Here is a 21129-nt window from a genome sequence, read left to right as displayed (position 1 = left end):
TTTAGATTTTAGATTAGTGTGTCCAACACTAATTTACAACCGCTAAATCGCCAATCTAAAATCCTTTATTCGAGCCTCACTTGGGCGCCCCACAAATCTTGGGGGAGAAATACTCTGTCGGTGGGTAGGGGAGCAACTGGGGCCGTGAGGGTAAATTGACCCGCTTCAATTTGCTGCTTCAATTCCAATGCTACTTGCCGGGAGAGAAACATACTCGCAAGGGGGGCGGCCCGCACAGGTTTGCCCTCGATGAGAATGCGGCCAGTCTTTAATTGAGCATAGCTGACTAAACCGAATGTGGGACGAACGCGCCGGGGGATAGAGAAATCTACCACCGGCGCTACTATTTTTTTGTCGGATACTGCACAGTGGGCGACGACTGTTTCGTTTAAGACGGGAAAGGGGATGCCGACTCCCAGCATCAGGGATGGGCCGTAGTTTTTGAAGTAGCAGCCGCGCACCCATTTGGAGTTCATCTGTTTGGCGTCGCCGATGAGTGCGAGGGTGGCGGCTGGGCCGATGGGGGTGCGGTTGGGCTGGCGTTTTTGCAGCGGGAAGTGCTGGGTTCCTTCCCAGGTGATGTAGCCCTGAGCGCCTCCTAGGAAGATGCGGGTGCCGATGCCAATGATTTGGAGGTCGGGGTCGTTTAGCAGGGGAGACATGGCTCCAAGGCTCGAGTAGACGGCGTTGCCGAGGTTTGGTTGCAGGGGGCCGAGGTAGGTGAACAGCGGGCGATCGCCTCCATTGACTCCAACAATAAAGTTTTGATATGCGTTGCGGGGATTGAATAAATAAAACTGGTTGATTGTATCGCGGGTAATCGTGGTTTCAAATGAGGCGCGGGGGTAGCAGTCTGTTACTTGTCCCAAGGCTCGCAACTGCACGGGTTTGCCGGCTATTAAGTCTTCGATGACGTGTCCGCCGCCCCGTTCGCGGGATTCTTCGCCGTCTTCGGCGACTTGGGTGGCTCCCAGGTACAGGTCTACTGCCCCGAAGCCGGAGTAGGCTAAAACGCCGTCTAGCCAGCACTGGCGGATTTTTATCGGCGGGTCGGTATGGCCGAGGTTGATGATTGCACCGGAGGATTCCATCGGCTCGAAGGTGCCGGTGGTAATCACATCGACTTCTTTGGCTGCTTGGGTAATGCTGGTTTCTTGAACTCTTGTTTTGAGTTCTTCGATTGTCCAGACTGTGGCTTTGCCCTGGCTGATTTTATCGTTGATTTCGTCGATCGATCTCATATATTTTAGATTTTAGATTTTGGATTTTAGATTTTGAATTGATTGATTTTGGAGTGATTTTGATTTGGGATTGATTTTGGATTGATGGAATGTCGATCGAGCTGGTTGTTTGAGATAAAAGCAATATATTATAACTGAGATTTTGCACCATTCTCAATAAGCCTTTTATGAACAGGCAAGATGCCTGTTTCACAAGAAAATTCACTCTTCGTGGAACAGGCATCTTGCCTGTTCTTGATAATGATGCAAGATGTAAATTATAACGGATACAATAACAATATCATAAATCAAATAAAGGGCGATCGCCATGACTCAAGCGATATTAAAACCAGTCACCTTCGATAAATTTATTGAGTGGTATCCTGAAAATTCGGTAAACCGTTACGAACTGCACAATGGAGCTATTGTTGAGATGCCTAAAGCAACCGGAGAACATTCAGAAGTAGCCGGCTTCCTCTGCCTGAAGCTAGGGATTGAAATCGAGAGGCTAGGGTTGCCCTACTTCGTTCCCAAAGAATGCGTTGTCAAAGCTGATAATGAGCTATCTGGTTACGAACCGGATGCGATCGTTTTGGACAGGCAGGGGGCGGACAGCGAACCGAGATGGAAAAAGGAATCTATCATTACAATGGGGAGTTCAGTCCGGCTAATTGTCGAAGTTGTCAGTACCAATTGGCGGGATGATTACGGCTACAAATTGGTTGACTACGAAGCTTTGGGCATTTCTGAATACTGGATTGCGGACTATTTGGGACTTGGCGGGCGACGCTATATTGGCAATCCGAAACAACCTACTTTTTCTGTTCACCATTTGGTTGACGGTGAGTATCAAGTCTGTCAGTTTAGAGGGAACGAGCGGGTTGTGTCACCCACATTTGGGCATTTAAATTTGACTGTTCAACAGATTTTTAGCGCCGGCAGAGATACGGTAGAAAATGCGAGGCTTGAAGATAGTTAGTTGAGGGTGATCGTACCACAAATTTCCTAAGTTTGTAGTGAATACTTCTGTCCTATAACTGGGAATGAATAAGAACTGAAGTCGTTACAAACCTTAACTATTGATTTTCAGGAGCGTCCTTTTCTACATGATCTGGGATGTCGGGCTTGTTTTCTGGCAACTTTTCGGATCGGCTTTCGGCGACTTCTATAGATTCATATTCTTCATGAATAGCAGAATCGATTGCTGCTAAGGTTTTAGGGCTGGCAGTCCACTGGTTTAGAATATCTTTAATTAGGGCTTCCCTAATCCAAACTTGAGCGACAACGGTGAGGGGGAGGGCTAGAAGTAAGCCTAAAAATCCAAAGAAGGTGGCGAAGAATACTTGAGCTATTAAGGTAACAGCCGGCAGTAGCGATACTTGCTGCGCCATAACGTAAGGGGTGAGGAGGTTGCTTTCAAATTGTTGAATTAGAAAGTAGAGGATGAGTACAAAACCGGCTTTTAAGGGAGAGTCTAAAAGTGCGATCGTCACTGGGGGAATGACGCTCAAACCTGGTCCGATATTGGGTATTAAGTTCAGCAAACCAGCTAAAACACCGTGGGCTAGAGCTAGGGGAACTTGCAATACTGACAAACCAATTAAACTCAGGAAAGTGATGACGCTCATGCTAATTAAAGCACCGATTACCCATCGACCGAGGGCTATTTCGCATTCATCTAATATCCCCTCGATTCGCCGTCGATAAAAAGAGGGGAAAAGTTGGATAAATGCTTTGCGGTAAGAGAGAGGTTCTGCTAATGTCATCAATGTCAAAACTATGACTAGCAAAAAGCTGAGAATAACACCTAATGTGTTACCTACAAAGGCTCCTGCACCGCCGACGAGTTGATTGAATAGAGGTTGCAGTTGTTGGATAATATCGTTAATATCAAGATTCGGCAGTCGCTGACCCATTTGTCCAGAAAAGCGAGATTCAATCTGATCGATCCACTCATTTAATTTTGCTATTCCTTGAGGGGCTCTTTGGGTAAGTTGTTGAAACTGTTGGGCAAATGGTGGTACAATGATTAGGAATAATCCTACAAAGATGAGGACTAGGAAACTAACTGATAAGAGTACGGCGATCGATCTTTTGAGTCCGAATTTTTGCAAGTAGCGTGCTAGTCTGTTTAAGGCTGTGGCTAAGACGACGGCGGCAAACAGCAGCAGTAGGGCCTGCCTGATTTGCCACAGGATGTAACAAGATGCGATGAGGGCTAATAAGCCCATCCACTGTCCTAGCTTCATTAGATTTTAGATTTTAGATTTTAGATTTTAGATTGAGGAATAGGGTATTGGGAATTGCAGCTTGGTAATTGCTCTGCAGCCCGGAAGCGATAAATCGCATCTCTATAAGATACCTTAGATGCGGGCGATCGCATCTTTAATCAGATACCCCTACTCGGACATTAGCATAAGCAGCCTCCTCAATTCCCTTTTGCGAACACCTGCTGCGCTGTCAGCTTCAATTCTGGGAAAGTTGGGGACTCAATACCCTCGCCGCCTCTGAACAGTTTGACTTGGTATTCCCCGTCAATTAGTTGGTAAACCGAAAAAGTGGGTTGTTTGGGGTTGCCAATAAACCGTCTGCCGCCCAATCCTAGATAGTCTATAATCCAATATTCTTGAATACCCATTGACTCATAAGCCTCAAGCTTTAGGGCATAATCATCACCCCAATTAGTGCTAGTTACCTCGACGATTAGGGGGACTGATGAACCCATTGTGATAATTGATGATTTTTCCCACCGAGGCTCGTTTCCAATAGTTTGTTCGTTAAGTACAATAATATCTGGTTCATATCCAGATTCCTCGCGCATGGGTTTGATGACGCATTCTTTGGGGATGAAGTAGGGCAAATTGAGACGCTCAATCTCTATTCCGACTTTCAGTGCGGTAAAACCGGCCACTTTAGAATGTTTACCGGTTGCTTTTGGCCTCTCAACAATTTCTCCATTGTGTAGTTCGTAGCGGTGTTCTGAATTTTCAGGATACCAGTCAATGAATTCATCGAATGTTACTAATTCAGGTATGATTTGAATCATGGTGAGTGCCTCAACTTTGGTTGCGATAGCTGTACGGGGAATTAAGATTTTGGCAAAAACATAGTCTTTATACCTAGTGTAGATCGATCGCACTTTTGGATTGCGTTTCTACTGCTGCTGTTGGCGCGATCGCCAGCCGAGGATAGCAGCTAGGATGATACTGGGGGTAAAGACGGCGATTAGGGCGTTGAGATCCGTAGAGGGTATGGATAAGCTAGGCCCTGCATATTTGATGGCCAGGGAAAGGGCGGCGGAAAGGGTGAATACTTTGAGGATGGGGCTGATGTTGGTGTTCATGGAGCTGGTAGTGGGTTGTATAATTAGGCATTGAGATTATTATCGCAAGTATTGTGTTGCGGCTGCGATCGCGCCTTAGAGTTTTTAACAGGAAAGAGGCGATGAATGTTGTTTTAAACCCAGAACTTGATTGAGGTTCGCATGATGACACAGACACTTTTACAGCCACTAGACCAACGGTTCATTCATTCCGGGATTAGCTGGCAACAGTTCAAGCTAATTGAACAGGGGTTTTCTGACTCCCCTGGCATCAGGTTGTTTTATTACAAAGGAGAGGTAGAAATCTTGGCAGTTTCCGAAGACCACGAAGCGATAAGTCGCACCCTCACTATTCTTTTGGCTCTCTACTTTGACATCAAAGATATTGAATTTAAACCTACAGGAAGCCTTACTCTAGAAACAGAAGGCGAAGCTTCAGCACAACCTGACGAATCATATCTTATTGGTAGGTCAACTGGAACTCCTCCCGATTTATCTGTAGAGGTTATATTCACTAGCGGTACTGTCAAAAAATTGCAGCGCTATCGAGTATTGGGAGTTTCTGAAGTCTGGTTCTGGGAGGATGGTGTATTGGCTATGTATCGCTTGGGTTCTGAGGGTTATGAAAAAATTTATTCAAGTGTGGTTTTGCCAGATTTAGATATTAACTTACTGTGTCGCTGCTTGCTGATGGCTTCGAGTGTGGAAGCGATGAGGGAGTTTAGGAGGGGAATTTCTGGTTAGGGCGATCGCACCTATTTTTTTATGCTTAACTTAATTTGAGTAGGTTGGCGCGATCGCCAGCCGAGGATAGCAGCTAGGATGATACTGGGGGTAAAGACGGCGATTAGGGCGTTGAGGTCGGTAGAGGGTATGGATAAGCTAGGCCCTGCATATTTGATCGCCAGGGAAAGGGCGGCGGAAAGGGTGAATACTTTGAGGATGGGGCTGATGTTGGTGTTCATGGAGCTGGTAGTGGGTTGTATAATTAGGCATTGAGATTATTATCGCAAGTTTGTGCTAAGCCCGGAAGTAATAGAAGATTAGGAGAGGGGCCCGATTGAGAGCAAAGTACCAAACCTTTGTTTTTTTGCCAGGGCGCCGATTTTAACTAAACTTACAATTAAATTACATCCCGTTAAAACACGATCTATGACCTACACCACAGCCAAATTACTTAGCTTTGAGGAGTTTATCGCCCAATATGGGGATAATACACGCTATGAACTAATTGACGGAGAACTCAGAGACATGGAACCTACTGGCCCTCACGAAGCTGTTGCCGGGAGTATTGCGGGTAAAATTTATGTCGAAATCTTTCGGGATAACTTCAACTGGTTGGTGCCTAAAAATTGTCTAATCAAACCACTCTATGCTGAAGCTACAGCGCTGCGTCCTGACGTAGTTGTTTTAGATAAATCAGAACTCGGTCAAGAACCCCTTTGGCAAAAAGAACCAGTTATTTGTAACGGTAGTACAATGAAGCTTGTGGCTGAAGTGGTCAGCACTAATTGGCAAGATGATTATGCCAGAAAAGTGGAAGAATACGCTTTCTTGAATATCCCAGAATATTGGATTGTGGACTTTCGGGGCTTAGGTGGTTGGCAATTTATCGGCAACCCAAAGCAACCGACTTTTACAGTCTGCCAGTTAGTTAATGGTGCATACCAGCAGCAACAATATCGCTTGGGAGATACTATTTCTTCTCACCTGTTTCCCAATTTACAACTGAGACTAGACGACATTATGCCGACTTGAAAGTCTGGTAAGCTGTCGCCGCGAACTTAAATTGTATATTCGGGCGTTGCTCAAAGCCACCCAACAAGAGTTGGATTGTTTTTTGAAATATAATAATTTAAATGCAGAACAGCTTATCGAGCGATCGCACCTTGGGCAAAAAAGGCAATCTAAACTTATCACAGAAATAACGTTAACAGTATTTAATGCTTTATGAATGTTGTTTGAAACCCAGAACTTGATTGAGGTTCGCATGATGACACAGACACTCTTACAGCCAGTAGACCAACGGTTCATTCAGTCCGGGATTAGCTGGGAACAGTTCAAGCTAATTGAACAGGGGTTTTCTGACTCCCCAGGGACGAGGTTGTTTTATTACAAAGGAGAGGTAGAAATATTGGCAGTTTCCCCAGAACACGAATTTTTTAGTCGGACAATTTGTACGCTGCTGTCTATCTACTGCGCCGAAAATGAAATTGAGTTTTCACCTACGGGAAGTTTTACCCAAGAAAAGGAAGGGGTAGTGTCTGCACAAGCTGATGAATCTTACTTTATTGGCCGACGCATAACCCCAAATTCTCCCCCAGATTTATGTATCGAAGTTATCTTCACTAGCGGTAATGTCAAAAAATTGCAGCGCTATCGAGTATTGGGAGTTGCTGAAGTCTGGTTTTGGGAGGATGGTGTATTGGCTATGTATCGCTTGGGTTCTGAGGGTTATGAAAAAATTTATTCAAGTGTGGTTTTGCCAGATCTAGATATTAACTTGCTGTGTCGCTGCTTGCTGATGGCTTCGAGTGTGGAAGCGATGAGGGAGTTTAGGAGGGGAATTTCTGGTTAGGGCGGGGGTTTCAGACTATTATGGCAAGTATGTGTTGCGGCGGGGCGGGCGATCGGCTATTTTCTGAGATACTAAGGTAATTGGCCAGCGTTGAGTGTAATTGAAAATGGATCACCAAAATTTAGAGTTAATAGAAAATATTCGCCAGCAATTTAACAATACTCCTTATCCCAGAATCCCGCTGGAAGAATCTCCAAAAGACCAGAGTGAATTGCTCTACCTTCATAATCTTGTAACTGCTTATTACTTAAGAAATAGAATAGTTATTAATACAGAAGGTAAAGTTATCCTAGATGCGGGATGCGGCACCGGTTATAAATCCTTGGTTTTAGCTCTAGCCAATCCAGGAGCGAAAATAGTAGGCATCGATTTATCAGAACAATCGGTGAAACTAGCTGAGCAACGTTTACAGTATCATGGGGTTGCTAATGCAGAGTTTTATGCTTTGAAGATAGAACAATTACCAAGTTTAGGGTTACAGTTTGACTATATCAATGCTGACGAAGTTCTGTATATCTTGCCCGACCCTGTTGCGGGATTGCAAGCGATGAAATCTGTTCTGGCGACAGATGGCATCATCCGCACAAACCTTCATAGTTTACATAGTAGAGCCGGAGTATTTCGCGCTCAAGCTGCTTTCAAAACAATGGGATTAATGAATGGATGTCCCGGAGAATTGGAGGTGGAAATAGTCCGGGAAACAATGGAAGCATTACAAGATGGAGTAGCGCTTAAGGCATTTACCTGGAACTCTGATCGCGTGAAGGATGAGGGATGGATTATGGTTAACTATTTATTCGTGGGTGATAAAGGTTGTACCATTCCTGAAGTGTTTGCAATGTTGAGAGGTGCTGATTTAGAGTTTATCAGTATGGTGGCTTGGCGTCGGTGGGAGTTGATGGATTTGTTCAAAGATCCAGATGATTTGCCTCCGTTTTTGGCGATGAGTCTCCCAGAAACTTCTTTGGAAGAGCGACTGCATTTATTTGACTTGTTACATCCCGTGCACCGTTTATTTGATTTCTGGTGCGGCAATCCCGATCGAACTCAGGCTTTTGTGCCCGTTGCGGAATGGACCCAGGCTCAATGGCGGGAAGCACGGGTACACCTGCACCCTCAACTGAGGACTTCCCAGATTAGGGAAGACTTGAGTAATTGCATTGACAGCCAGACGCCGTTTGAGATTAGCCGTTATATTATTGTGCCAACCCTAGCGCCGGTGGCGATCGAGAGTAAAATGGCGGCTTGTTTGCTACCTCTTTGGCATGGGCCGCAGTCTGTGGTGTCCCTAGTAGAACAGTGGCTCCAAATCGGCTCGCAGATCAGTGTTAACCTAGAGTGTGTTAGTGATGAGACTGCCTTTGAGGAAGTCAAGGAACTGTTGATTATGCTGGAAGTCTTTCTGTATGTGCTTTTGGAGCCTTAGAGCCAGAAGTTGAAAAAAAAAATAGTTGGGGGTGATATTAAAGCGCGGATAACTGGGTAAGTTACATATAAGAGTTAGAAATCAAGCATCCCACCCCTCACGGAGAAAAGACTTATGAAGACTGAATTTAAAGCCAAGTTCCTGCAACACATCAACAAAAGAAGACAGGATCAAGGTTTCACCCTGATTGAACTGCTGGTTGTTATTATCATTATCGGTATTCTTTCGGCTATTGCTTTGCCATCCTTCCTCAGCCAAGCAAACAAAGCCAAGCAGACAGAAGGCAAGCAGTACGCTAGTTCAATTAACAAAGCTCAACAAGCTTACTACGCAGAGACTAACGCTTTTACCAACCAAATGACTTCGTTAGGAATTGGTCTGAAAAGTTCAACCAATAACTATACCTACACCCTGAGTCTCATTACCACAACTGGAGCTAATGTTTCTGCAGATCCAACAAAAGATGGTGCTCTTAAAGCATATGCCGGAACTGTAGGATTAGTACCATCAGGAGATGCAAAAGGTACACAGTCCGTTCTTTGTGAGAGTACGAGTGCTGGCGTTTCGGCTACTGCTGGTACTGCTAATGGAACTACTGTTGAATGCGGCAGTGGTATGACAGCAGTTACCAAGTAATCCCTCGGCACACAACTTCTTGGTTGTTGAGAATAATCAAAAAGCGGGTAGTGCCCTGTGTACTGTCCGCTTTGCATTATATAAGTCTTACAGATAACACCTTATAGAGGTTTTCCCTATGGTTGATCGAGATTTATCGGCTGTTGCTCCTGATTGGCAACATCAAGCTGATGAGTATTTGCTAAGTGGAAATTATGCTTCGGCAGTGAATCTGTACGAACAGGCTATTTATACATCTCCAGATATTAAATCCTACTACTGGCACTTAGGATTAATATTACTATTGAATGGACAAGAGGAGCAGGCCCAGACAACTTGGCTGTTAGCAATAGCTGAGGGGGAACCTGAAGAAATTGAGGAGTGGACAGAGGAACTGATTGAGGTTCTGGAAACTGAAGCTGAGCGACAACGGCTGCAAGTGGCAGATTATAGGCTGGCTTTGGTAATCCGGCAGCACATACGCGAAATTAATCCTACCAATATTAACAACTTGTTGCATTTGATAGGAATCTCCAATCTGTTGAAGACATATACAGGAGATGAACTGAGCGATTTAGGCGTGATTGACCTGCTCGAGTCAGAATCCGCGCTCTCAGTAGATTGTGAGCTGTTGATGCAAGTATGGAAAATTATTTTAGAAGAGGCTCCTTTCCACCCGTCATCTTTGGATTTCACAGCATCTTGTCTGCCCTATGTCCAAGACCCTCTACATTTTATAGATTATTTGATAGAGTTTGTTTATAAAATTTCCTACTCTGCAAAGCGATTTACTCTGGGAACACGTTTCACTGAATTAGGCTTGCGTTTGGTTCCCAATCATACTGAGTTACTGCGGACTTTATCTAGTCTTTATCAAGATATTTATGAGTATGATAAGGGAATAGAAACGGCTAAATTGTGCTATTCTATGATGACCAATTTAGCCGATAAAGTTTATGCCAATCATTTAATAATGCGCGGTTTTATGAGCGCTGGTGGCTATTGGCAGAATTTTTGTTCAATTATTGAAAGGCATAAATCTCTGCTATCATCTTTGATAGAAGAGCAGCCACAATATCTGGATTCAACTGCGACAATTCGTTTGTTGAGTGCTGGCTTTTTCTTCCCATATTTTCAGGACGATCCTCTAGAGAATAGCAAAATTCGTGCTCAAATTGGTCAGATTTGTCAGTTAAATGTAGAAAATTATGCTAAGGAGCAAGTGGGGCGATTTCGACAGCGACCAAAATCTGCCCTCAAACATGAGTCTCCTACTAGGCGTTTAAAGATAGGCTATCTTTCCTATTGCCTTCGCAATCATTCTGTCGGTTCACTAGCCAAATGGTTATTTCAATACTATGACCGCGATCGCTTTGAAATTAATCTTTATTTACTGGGTTCAGAATACACCCGCGACCCCTTGCAAGAATGGTATATTAGTCAAGTTGATAAAGCTTATAAATTAGGACTAGATAGCGGAGGAACGGCTGAGCAGATTTACGCAGATGAAATTGATATTTTAATAGATCTCGATAGCCTAACTCTGAACAATACTTGCGAAATAATGGCAATGAAATCGGCACCTATTCAAGTGACTTGGCTGGGTTGGGATGCTTCGGGAATACCAGCAGTTGATTACTTTATTGCTGATCCTTATGTTTTACCTGAATCTGCTCAGGAATACTACACAGAAAAAATCTGGCGTTTGCCTCAAACTTACATAGCTGTGGATGGTTTTGAGGTAGGTGTGCCAACCCTGCGTCGCGAGCATTTAGATATCCCTACCGATTCTGTTATATATCTTACGGCCCAGAGAGGATATAAGTACAATCCTGATACAGTACGACTGCAAATGCAAATTATTAAAGCCATACCGAATAGCTACTTTATAGTTAAAGGCTTGACAGATCAAGAAGCACTGCAAAAATTTTTTATCGAAACTGCGACCTCAGAGGGTGTAGATGCCGATCGCCTGCGGTTTTTATCACTGGTTGCTTCAGAAGCAGAACACCGAGCTAACCTGGGTATTGCTGATGTAGTTTTGGATACTTACCCTTATAACGGAGCTACAACAACAATGGAAACACTGTGGATGGGTGTTCCTATAGTAACCCGTGTAGGACAGCAGTTTTCTAGTCGCAACAGTTACACGATGATGATGAATGCAGGTGTGACCGAGGGAATTGCTTGGACTGATGATGAATATGTAGAGTGGGGAATTCGCTTGGGTAAAGATGCTGCTTTACGACAACAAATTTCCTGGAAACTGAGACAGTCGCGACAAACAGCACCCCTGTGGAATGGCAAGCGGTTTACAAGAGAGATGGAGAAAGCTTACGAGGAAATGTGGCAGAAGTATCTTGAGAGTAATCATTAAATAATTAACTATTGTTTATTTCCTCGTTGCTGAATTGATATTCACTCACAGCGCGCTGGTAAAATTTTTCTAGTTCTTCTACACAAGCTTTATCATCATAGAGATAGGGATGGCGATGTATCATTTGTTGAACTATACTATTTCTCCAGTTAGGTTCAAGCCCTAGTTTCACGGCAATTTCTATATATTCAGCTTCGGTGTTCGCAATAGTTTCTGTTACCCCTAGCATTTTGAGAATTCCGTAAGAGTGGCGTCCGCGCATAAACTCACCAGGACAAGTGACGATAGGTAAGTGACAGGCGATTGCCTCTAAAGTTGTATTTCCTCCAGACCAGCTTAATGTATCTAAAAAAATGTCAGAAACTAAGTTAAGCTGCCAATAACTCAGTATATCTTGACGCGGTAAAATTATACAATAGTTCTCGCTGTTCAAATTGTAGTTAGCAAAAGTCTGTTGCAGACGTTCCCGAAATTTATCAGTAATGTGGGTACTTTCATGACCTAAAAATGCAAACTGAGCATGGGGAACCTGTAGAGCAATTTCAGCAAAAATATAGTCGTATTGTGGCAGATATTTATACAGAGATTGACAAGATAAATACACTATTGCCTCATCTAGCAAGTGAAAGTCAGCACGAGTTTTTGTCAGTTCGGGGAGAGTAGGTTTGGCATAAGATACACCAATTTTAGGCAAGTTAATCAATTTCTCTGAGTAATGTTCTTCAGCACGAGCTGGTTCCATTAGCTCGCTAGATAAGAAGTAATCTATTGTTGGAAGACCTGTAGTAATAGGATGCAGCCAACTTGTACACTGAATTGGTGCTAGTCGCAGACCAGCTAATTGCGTTATTGTAGGGTGCATACCAATGTCTATGAAAATCAAAATGTGCAATTCATCAGCAATAATTTGTTCGGAGATAGTTTCTAGATGACCAGGAATTTGGTGAAAAACATCACTGTATAGTTTGAATTTTTGAGTAAATTTATCTATTTTGCCATTAATGTAATAGCAATAAACTTCAAACTGCTGACGATTGCAATTACGCAGCCAGCCAAGGGAAAGTTTTCCAACAGTGTGGGCTCGCATACAATCAGAAACATAGCCAACCCGAATTTTTCTATTTGGGTTGAGGTTGGGCATTGGTTTAGGCACTACCCAATCCGGATAGTTAACAGCCATAATTCGGTGAACAAGCTGTCCATACTGTTTGAGTAAATCTAAGTCATTTTTCCCTTGATATTGCAAGTAAAAGTTGGGACGTTTACTAATACCTATAAGAGCATTTTTTCTAGCTTCAAGAGTGTCGAGAGAAGTTTGATTAATTAAATCTTCTAGTCCTTGAGTAAAGCGTTGTCGGTAAAAGTGAATTTCTTCTTGGCGATCGTATATAATTGGCAGAATGAGTTGCTCTTCACGTTTCAAAAACAAGTGTTCGGGAAATCTTTTTGAAGCTTCGCTGGCAAGGGAAATGGCTTCCTGAGTTTGTCCAGCTTCTTGCAATGTTGAGATCCAGTTAAAGTAAGTATTGGGATCGCCTGGATATTGACTAACACTCTTTTGGTAAACTTTTATAGCTTCTTCATATTGATTGAGAGACTTGTAACAGTCAGCCAAGGATAGATAAAAATGTACATCTCCAGCTTGAATCTCTAGAGACTTTTGAAACTGACTAATTGCTTCTTCATATTTACCCTGGCGGTAAAAAGTATAACCAAAGTAGGAATAAGCTTGAGCTTTGTCATTTTTAGCTTCAAATGCTATTCCCAGATTATGGAGAATATCTGGGTCACGAGGTTTAAGATTGAGGGCTGTTTCATACGCTGCAATCGCTTCATCAATTTGCTGTCTTGACATCAGAATGTTACCCAAATTCAGGTAGCCACCAAAATGATTTGGGTTAGTCAATATTACCTGCTGATACACGGATTCTGCTTGTTGAACGTCACCAAGTTCCAAAAATATATTGCCTAAATTATTATAAGCTTGAATATATTGGGGATCGAGTTTTATAGTCTCTTGATAAGCTCGAATAGCTTGGGAGCTATCGCCAATGTTTTCTAATACCACCCCCAAATTGTAATGCCTGATAGCTTTTAACGGATCTATCTCTATAGACTTTAACATGAATAAGAGCGCATCTTGATATTGCTCTTTCATATAATAAAGAGTACCTAAATGGAGCCAAGCATCTGCATTGTTTGCATCCCATCGCAAAACTTCTTGATATTTCTTTTCGGCTTGGCTAAGACTTTGATTTAATAAGTCTAAATAAATAATTTCATCTTTTTGTTTTTCTGCTTTACTATTTTTATCTGGTATTATTGTACCCGAACAGTGCAACTCTACTGCTTCATTATGTAGAGTATTTATATTTTTTTGTCGCTCTTCGTTGTTAATATCGTAAATGGATTTAATAACAGATTGGTGGCGTCTCACCTGTAAACTTTCCCAATCATACTTAGGAGCTACAGCCCCATCATTCCCAACAACAAATATCTGCAAACCATTCCACAACTTACAAAGGTCTTTATTGGTTGTCATATCTAGCAATAAATGACAAGGCGACGAATTAGTAGATATAAAATCCCAATTTGCTTGCTCAACTGCTCCCCAGTTACTATTACTTACAACAATTAGTGCTTGCTCCGCCAAGAAAGGTTTTACCAGTAGCAATCCCATTAAAGACGATCTATAGTCATGAGCGGCATCATAGAAATATACACCAATTTTTTCTTCGGAGTCAATTTCTTTGAGTTCACCAAAAAATTCTTCAAATTCTTGATTACAGAAAAAGACTTGCTCTGATAAATTGAAGGTTGATAAATTTTCGGTCAATTTCTCAAGGCTATCTCCAAAAGTATCAAATTCAGAGAAGTTATCCACTGCATATGCCATCTGTTCTGGGTGTTCCAGAAGTGCAGCAATTAAACTTGCTCCTTGGAAGCAGCCAACTTCGCAATAAACTTCATTTGGCTCCAGGCATTCCACAGCAAAATTGAGCAATTGCATAACGTTTGCCGTTGTCATACCTGTAACTTGGTCCAAAATTTTATGAAAACGGTCAGCCGATTTTGGAAATGCTAAACCTTGTTCCCAGTTTTCATATAAGCTAGGGAGTTGCTCGAAAAATCTTTGATAATCCATATTTTCAACCTTTCAACAGGAACTTCTTGATTCAACAATTCAATACTTCATGCTTCTCACATTATCTATCGTATACGAGGAGAGGTTACCTGCTTCTAAGAATGCGATCGCCTCTGTATCCTCATGCTCTAACATGATTCTCCCCTGAAGGCGCGACATCAAAGCTTGCCACTCAATTTCGCTCAACTGTCCAACCAGTGAAATTTCTGGCCCCTCGGAAACATCTAAATCTTCTTCCATTAAAAGGTTCATGGCAACACTAGATAAAGCAAGGTTGGCATCTTCATCAGAAACGTTACTGTAGTGTACGACGAGAGTTATGTTAACTTTGCATGGGTGAGTGGTGAGCGCCCTCATTACTCGTTCCAATTCTACACAAAGAGACTCTTCGGAGTGCAACCAATCGGGGAAAATAATTAGGTTAATCTCTCTCAATTTGATCGAGAGCGACAAGGCTTCTGACTCGCCTTCCTTTTCCTGGCATTTCTCCAGTTGGGGAGTGTAACAACCGAGCATTTCGAGAAAGCGCAAAGCTGTAGGAAGGGGAGCGTAATTTTCAATTGCCCACTGGCGGCCTTCCCCAGAGATTTTCTCTAAAATTCCTGGGTCATCAGCAATGCGATCGACAGTATCTTGCATATTGTCTAGATCGATTCCTATATAGTGTCGCCAGTTTTCAGGCATTACTGGCAATTGAACTCCATACTTATCGAAATCTACGTGGAACGTTACACACCCAGCCGCCAATGACTCCCAAAACCGCCAACTGTCCCACCATTCTACGATTGGTTCTCCTGTAAGATGGTTAGAGGTAACAGCACCCCCAAAGCACGCACAAGCCGTAGATTCCTTCAAATGGTTGTAGTAGCTTGGATAGTGGCGTTGACCTGTTTGCTTCCACTGTAAGTAATGGTAACTGTCTGAAGGAGACTTATCAAAATCCTCAGTGGTATTATCCGGCGGCAAAATATGTTGAATCAACGGCAAAAATTGTTCGCCAGCAATCTGCCTTAGAGGATTATCTACTGTCATGACTCCACTGTCAATCCATAAATAACCCTCGCGAATTTTCAGGAGAGATTTGTTGTATTTCAATTGCCGATGATCGTTGCGAAAGTTAACAATTAAACGTCTTTTCCTGTTCTCAACTTTATCATTTTTTAGAGTCTCTCTAAGGATGCGGTTAGAAAGTCCAAAAACCCACGTTAAACAGTTTGAAGGATATATAGATTTGCTGTTGCAGTGAGTTCTAAATCTGAAAGCGAAATTTTCTAAATGTGGATTCCAGAGGGTAAAGCCATCCATGTCATCTAGCAAGACAGTAATGTATTTCTGCTCTGAGTGAAATAGATTGTCAGGAAAAGATTTCACGTTGATCATCCATCGGAAGTCCAAAATTACTATTGAGCAATCGTGATGAGTCACAGTTGGGTCATAACAAAATAAATATTCTTCTGTATCGGGGTCAATCTTCCAATGATTGATGTTTGAATAAAATGGTATCCCCAGCTCTTTAAAGCCTTCCGCTAGACATATACTGACAGGTGAATATACGCCTTCACAGCAATAGAAAAATATGGGTTTATCTAAAATGGGTGTGAGAGAGGGTTGGGCTTTTAACATATCAGTGTTCATAGTAGGTATGCAATTTTTACTAACTAAACCTTTGGCTTAAGACTACATATTAGTAAAACTTTCTAATAGATAGGAGGGAATTTTTTCCAACCCTGTCGGTCTACTCACCTCTGTATTCTCTTGCTTCAATACGATTTTCCCCTGAAGGTGGGACATCAAAGCTTGCCATTGAATTTTGCTCAACGGTCCAACCAGTGAAATTTCTGGTCCATCGGAAACATCTAAATCTTCTTCCATTAAAAGGTTCATGGCAACGCTCGACAAAATAAGATTGGCATCATCATCAGAAACATTGCTACTGTCTACCAGTAAAGTCATCTTACTTTTGTCTGGGTGAGTGGCGATCGCTCTAATGACACTTACTAATTCTTGTAAGAGTAATTCTTCAGGCTGACCCCAATCAGGGAAAATAATCAGGTTGAGCGCGCTCAACCTTAAGTTTTCTTTAAGAATATTTCCCTGATATTTTGCAAAAATCTCTTGAAACACTAACCCTATCCTGGCAGAGTAAGAACGGCTATCCAGAAATCTAGGGGTATTCTGCATTTTTTGGTTGAGCAGGTTACTTTTCTGGAACCGCAATTCTGGATTAGTTCCTAGAGCAACTGCCAACTTGACATAAGCTTCTTCGCTATCCACTATTAAATCAAACATTTCCAGTTCTCGCAGCAATGATGCTCCCATATTAGAACGCGCATAATGTCCTGACATCACCACTGTCGGCAAACCAACCTCTAGTGGATCGATTAGCGATGTCATTCCGGCATAAGGATACGAATCTAAATATATATCTGCAACTTTTAAGCGTTCCTTTACATCAGCCCGGTTAGGCACTGCGTCAAGAAGGATTAACCTATCTTTCCCTACACCGTGCCTTGCCAGTGTAGCCAATATACGTTGCTCAAAAGCTGTTACTGGATAGATAGGAGCCCAGTTGGGATTAAAAGGATATAGTACCAGCACAGAATTGGGTACGCTAGCTAGTATTTTAGCCCAAGTCTCTTCAACTTCTGGGATAATTTTATAAAAATTAGCGCCTGAAATATAGATAACAGCACTCTGAGGAATATTTAAGATTTCTCTATTGACATTTATAGTTGTTAAGAGCTGTTCTTCAGTCGCAAAGTCAAAACATTGAGCAGGAACATCTAAAGTAACTAGGGTTTCACTGTAATGCTGCTGAGGGTTACTTCCAGCTTCAGTCAGTTTACTAGAAATGTAGTAATCTACATGACGCATCCCTGTGCTGACAGGGGAATTCATGCCAACTACTTGCACTCGTGCCAGCCTATGAACAGCTAGCTCAGCAATTCGATTAGTTTGTGCTGTTACATTAGTAGCAATAAAAAGAATATCTAGATCGCCGTCACGGATAGTTTGTACTTGGCTCTCCAAATCTTGCGGAAGTCGAACCGCAGTATCAGCACAACCTAGACAATAGCGTTCAAACCGATGACCCGTAGCATTGACAAAATAGATAATAATTTCAAACAAATCCCTATTCAAGGATTTGTAGACTGGTAATGTAGCAAATATTTCTGCTTGGGGGTTAAAATTAGTAGCCAGAATTCCTAACCTGATCTTACTTGTGTCTTGCAGCTTTTCAGGGAAACTATAATCGAGCTGATGCCCTTTACTTCTTAAAGTCTGTTCTATAATTGTTGCTCGCTTTACATATATCTCCTTCAAGTTTGCTTTTGTAAAGTAAAGGACCAAGTTCGCCGAATAGGTGAAAGCTATAGCCACCTCTCGCCACACTTCAACATCAAGTTGAGCAAAGATGTTGGTATGTAGCTCATCTACCCATTGCTGTATATGTTGGTAGTATTTCTCTACTTCCCCAACCTCCTGAAATAAAGGGGGGTTTTTAAATAGTAAGCTGATGTATTCATTAAGGAATGGCTCAGGGATTTGGGAGAGACTTGATGGCAAAGATAACTGATAAGCAGGCTGGTCTCGCATTGCCACCAATAGCTTTTTGATAGATTCTTGCCGGTTATCTCCTTCAGACTTATTCCCCTTTTCATCTTTTAGGGAAATTGCTATCTTCATTAAAACCGAAGAAACTATTTTAGCCATCTTTGACCAAGAAAACTTTTTAGCTTGTTCTAACCCCCCCCTAATCAATGAGTTCCGAACCTTGGGTTTTTGTACCTCGCAAAGTGTCTGGGCAAATCCTTCAACATCCTTATCATTTACATATAAAGCTGCTTCTCCAGCCACTTCGGGGATAGAAGCATTAGGACAGGTAATGACTGGGCAACCGCAAGCCATCGCCTCCAGCACTGGTAATCCAAACCCTTCATACTGTGAGGGATAAACCAGTGCCATAGCACCAGAATAAGCCACTCTAAGTTCTTCATCATTAAGGTTTAGCTTATGAACTACCGTCCCGGCCGTGTAAGCTCTAAACTCTAATTCTAATAAAACACTACTTCCTGTACAAATAACCTCAAATCCTTGCTTACTGCTAAGTTGAGCAAAGGCTTGAAAAAACAATTCAGTATTTTTATAGTCCGAACCACCCCCGACTGAAATGAAGTATGGTTTTGAAATGCCATACTTATTTTTAAAATTACTAATCTCTTCTTTACTAGCTGGCGAAAAAGAGCTTTTGACTCCACAGTGAGCTACACTTACTGATCCTAAAGCTATATTAGGGAAAATTTTTACTAAATCTTGGGCAGTGTTTTCCGAGATGGCAATATAGGCGGAGGCATGGCGGATACCGTGATGCTTTTCCCTCCACATTGGCTCATTCAAATTAGCCTGTAAAACTTCTGGTATCATGTCATAAGCCATGAATACGGAAGGGGTTGATAGGGGAGTCGTATAGTAGGTGGATATAAATAAATCAGCGCCCTCTTCATCACAGACTTGCTGTAGCATTTGGCGATCGGCGTCGGCTGTCCCGTAGTTATAAGCTGGGATAGTAAGGTATCGAATCCCCACAATTTTGGGAGCGGTTCCAGCCCTGTCCAGAATGATAATATGTTGAGAAAAACAATTTTTTGACCATTCTTCTAGCAAAGAGTTCCAGACACGAGCTATTCCTGTTCTGTAAAGTTGGAAAAAAACGCCATCAATCAGAATCCTGGGAGATTGTGTTTGAGTTGTTAAAGTTCTACTTTGTAATCCATCGGGTTCTACAAATCGCCACCGGGTGCCGTTAGATTCTTTTTGGGCGATCGGGACTACACCGCAGGACTCGGCAGTATCAACGGTTGTTCCATCCTGCACCCAGCCTAAATACTGGCGTAATAGAGCTGGAAATTTAGTCTGCTGCTGCAAAGCTGTCCATTGCGAGAGAGCATTGGTATAGCCATAATATTGTTCTTTAAATCTCAATTGTTCTGGTATCACATAAGCAAAGTGCTGGAAAACTAATCCCAGGTTTTCTGTTTCTTCGTGTCGAAAAGCATTGAACTCTGCCACATTTCTCAACTCACCATCTGGTAAAGGTTCCGCTAAAATGGGGGGTTCATGACGTACCCAGACGTGACCAGGCTTGAACCTCCAAGTTCGCAACCATTCTTGTGCTGGGTTCTGAGCATAACAATTGCGAGTGCTAATAACCAGATTCTCTCCGACAAAATACCAACACCAATAAAAAGCAGCGGTTTTTTCAGGATTATTGATGAACATATATCGGGCAGTACACAATTGCTCAACAGTCCACAATTCATCCACATCCACTTGCCACAGCAAACACTCCTCGCGAATATTAGGTAGTGGTGCATTAACCATTTCACGTTTGCCTTCCCAGAAAATACCCTCTGGTTTACGATAAACAGTGACATTTTCTGGATATAACTGTGCCAGTTCGTCTAGGTATTCTGCTGTGCCGTCATTGCTGCGTCCCTGGGAGTGGATTTCGTCGGTAATACGTCCGCCATTTCCCAAAGACCACGCTGTATCATGCTTCAAGTCCGCTACACCCTCGACTATATGCCAATGCCATTTATAGGGGAGTTGTTTGAATACTTCTATGTGATACTCGATGAATGGTTCACCATTAAGGACAATAGTAAAGAAGTGAATCGGTAATTCGGGTGATGAAGTAGGGGAGAAAGCAGTAGAAATTTTTTGACCGCAGGCGAGAGTGGACGAATACTCATGATTGAGCAAGCGATGTTTGGCAATATTGTGCCATACACGTTCCGAACCAGGCCAAGTAGGTACAACGTCGTGAAACGCTATCCATCCCCCATCTTTGACAAGGGGGAGTGACTGATCATAGTCTTTCAAAACGTCTAAAAATTGATGAGAACCATCAATAAAAATAAAATCAATAGCTTTGTCTCCTGTTAATCCTTCCCACTGGCTTAATATTTCATGCGAATAACCCCGCAATGGTACTACATATTGAGATAATCCATTTTTTTCTATATTTTCTTGCCATATATCAAAAAAGTTTCTGTCCGCAAAGTCCGTATCATTTCCGTCCCATGTATCTATGCAATAAATTTTTCGATTAGTGCCTATGCAGGCATAGGACATGGCAACGGTGGAACGTCCTTTGTACGATCCTATTTCAACGATTACAGCATCATTGGGGAGGGACTTTACTTTATTGAAAAGGTACTCTTCTTGCCCTGGAACCATGAAACCTTCAATGGCTTCAACAGCAGACTGAATGGCTGTATAGCTGACTGGTTGAACAGTAACTTTTTTGAACATAGCGTAGGGATTTATATCCGAGTTTGAAATATTATTTTCCATTGTTTACAGCCTGTCTTTACCTTGTTTGGTGGATTAGCGTTTCCTTAGATTAGGCATCTGACCACTTAAAACTTTAAATTGTTTTCATT

Annotated in this window: 15 protein-coding genes; 7 read left to right on the top strand and 8 right to left on the bottom strand. The window is 42.4% G+C overall.

The window, feature by feature from the left end; genetic code table 11:
• Nucleotides 1–65: 65 nt before the first annotated feature.
• Complete coding sequence (locus tag QUB11_RS09315) at nt 66–1241, bottom strand: homocysteine biosynthesis protein (protein ID WP_333205611.1); 1176 nt, start codon at nt 1239–1241, stop codon at nt 66–68.
• A 307-nt stretch (nt 1242–1548) separates the two neighbouring features.
• On the opposite strand from QUB11_RS09315, the gene QUB11_RS09310 reads away from it, so the two are divergent.
• The gene (locus QUB11_RS09310; RefSeq protein ID WP_333205612.1) at nt 1549–2199 is read left to right on the top strand and encodes a Uma2 family endonuclease; all 651 of its coding nucleotides are present in this window, start codon (nt 1549–1551) and stop codon (nt 2197–2199) included.
• A gap of 97 nt (nt 2200–2296) precedes the next feature.
• Here QUB11_RS09310 and QUB11_RS09305 read toward each other — a convergent pair whose 3' ends face one another.
• From QUB11_RS09305 to QUB11_RS09295, 3 genes are all read right to left on the bottom strand, one after another.
• The gene (locus QUB11_RS09305; RefSeq protein WP_333205613.1) at nt 2297–3469 is read right to left on the bottom strand and encodes an AI-2E family transporter; all 1173 of its coding nucleotides are present in this window, start codon (nt 3467–3469) and stop codon (nt 2297–2299) included.
• 179 nt (nt 3470–3648) lie between these two features.
• Entirely contained in the window at nt 3649–4266 is a 618-nt protein-coding gene (locus QUB11_RS09300) for a Uma2 family endonuclease (RefSeq protein WP_333205614.1), read from the bottom strand.
• 108 nt (nt 4267–4374) lie between these two features.
• The gene (locus QUB11_RS09295) at nt 4375–4563 is read right to left on the bottom strand and encodes a hypothetical protein (protein WP_332984302.1); all 189 of its coding nucleotides are present in this window, start codon (nt 4561–4563) and stop codon (nt 4375–4377) included.
• Nucleotides 4564–4704: 141 nt separating this feature from the next.
• Here QUB11_RS09295 and QUB11_RS09290 point away from each other — a divergent pair, with 141 nt between their 5' ends.
• Nucleotides 4705–5286, top strand: coding sequence for a Uma2 family endonuclease (locus QUB11_RS09290; protein WP_333256321.1), 582 nt, complete (start codon nt 4705–4707; stop codon nt 5284–5286).
• A gap of 11 nt (nt 5287–5297) precedes the next feature.
• Here the strand turns inward: QUB11_RS09290 and QUB11_RS09285 are convergent, their stop codons facing one another.
• Nucleotides 5298–5507, bottom strand: a complete 210-nt coding sequence (locus QUB11_RS09285; RefSeq protein ID WP_333108208.1) for a hypothetical protein — start codon at nt 5505–5507, stop codon at nt 5298–5300.
• A 187-nt stretch (nt 5508–5694) separates the two neighbouring features.
• Between QUB11_RS09285 and QUB11_RS09280 the strand changes: the two genes are divergently transcribed.
• The 5 genes from QUB11_RS09280 to QUB11_RS09260 all read left to right on the top strand — a co-directional run bounded on the left by QUB11_RS09280 (nt 5695) and on the right by QUB11_RS09260 (nt 11538).
• The gene (locus QUB11_RS09280) at nt 5695–6300 is read left to right on the top strand and encodes a Uma2 family endonuclease (RefSeq protein WP_333205616.1); all 606 of its coding nucleotides are present in this window, start codon (nt 5695–5697) and stop codon (nt 6298–6300) included.
• A gap of 232 nt (nt 6301–6532) precedes the next feature.
• Nucleotides 6533–7120, top strand: coding sequence for a Uma2 family endonuclease (locus QUB11_RS09275; protein WP_333256324.1), 588 nt, complete (start codon nt 6533–6535; stop codon nt 7118–7120).
• Nucleotides 7121–7226: 106 nt separating this feature from the next.
• Nucleotides 7227–8546, top strand: coding sequence for a methyltransferase domain-containing protein (locus QUB11_RS09270; RefSeq protein WP_333205618.1), 1320 nt, complete (start codon nt 7227–7229; stop codon nt 8544–8546).
• A gap of 114 nt (nt 8547–8660) precedes the next feature.
• Nucleotides 8661–9182 (top strand): type IV pilin-like G/H family protein, encoded by a 522-nt coding sequence (locus QUB11_RS09265; RefSeq protein ID WP_333205619.1) that lies wholly within the window; start codon nt 8661–8663, stop codon nt 9180–9182.
• A 118-nt stretch (nt 9183–9300) separates the two neighbouring features.
• The gene (locus QUB11_RS09260; protein WP_333205620.1) at nt 9301–11538 is read left to right on the top strand and encodes an O-linked N-acetylglucosamine transferase family protein; all 2238 of its coding nucleotides are present in this window, start codon (nt 9301–9303) and stop codon (nt 11536–11538) included.
• Nucleotides 11539–11542: 4 nt separating this feature from the next.
• Here QUB11_RS09260 and QUB11_RS09255 read toward each other — a convergent pair whose 3' ends face one another.
• The 3 genes from QUB11_RS09255 to QUB11_RS09245 all read right to left on the bottom strand — a co-directional run bounded on the left by QUB11_RS09255 (nt 11543) and on the right by QUB11_RS09245 (nt 21040).
• Nucleotides 11543–14683 (bottom strand): tetratricopeptide repeat protein, encoded by a 3141-nt coding sequence (locus tag QUB11_RS09255; RefSeq protein ID WP_333205621.1) that lies wholly within the window; start codon nt 14681–14683, stop codon nt 11543–11545.
• A gap of 39 nt (nt 14684–14722) precedes the next feature.
• A complete protein-coding gene (locus QUB11_RS09250) occupies nt 14723–15715 on the bottom strand; it encodes a hypothetical protein (protein WP_333256327.1) in 993 nt (330 codons plus the stop codon).
• 645 nt (nt 15716–16360) lie between these two features.
• Nucleotides 16361–21040: an O-linked N-acetylglucosamine transferase family protein gene (locus tag QUB11_RS09245; RefSeq protein WP_333205623.1), complete on the bottom strand. Its 4680-nt coding sequence runs from the start codon at nt 21038–21040 to the stop codon at nt 16361–16363.
• Nucleotides 21041–21129: the final 89 nt, after the last annotated feature.

Origin of the sequence: Microcoleus sp. B6-A1 (genome assembly GCF_036705085.1) — a bacterium.
In the GTDB taxonomy this organism is placed as follows: Bacteria; Cyanobacteriota; Cyanobacteriia; order Cyanobacteriales; family Microcoleaceae; genus Microcoleus.
This window is presented reverse-complemented; position numbering and strand designations above follow the sequence as displayed.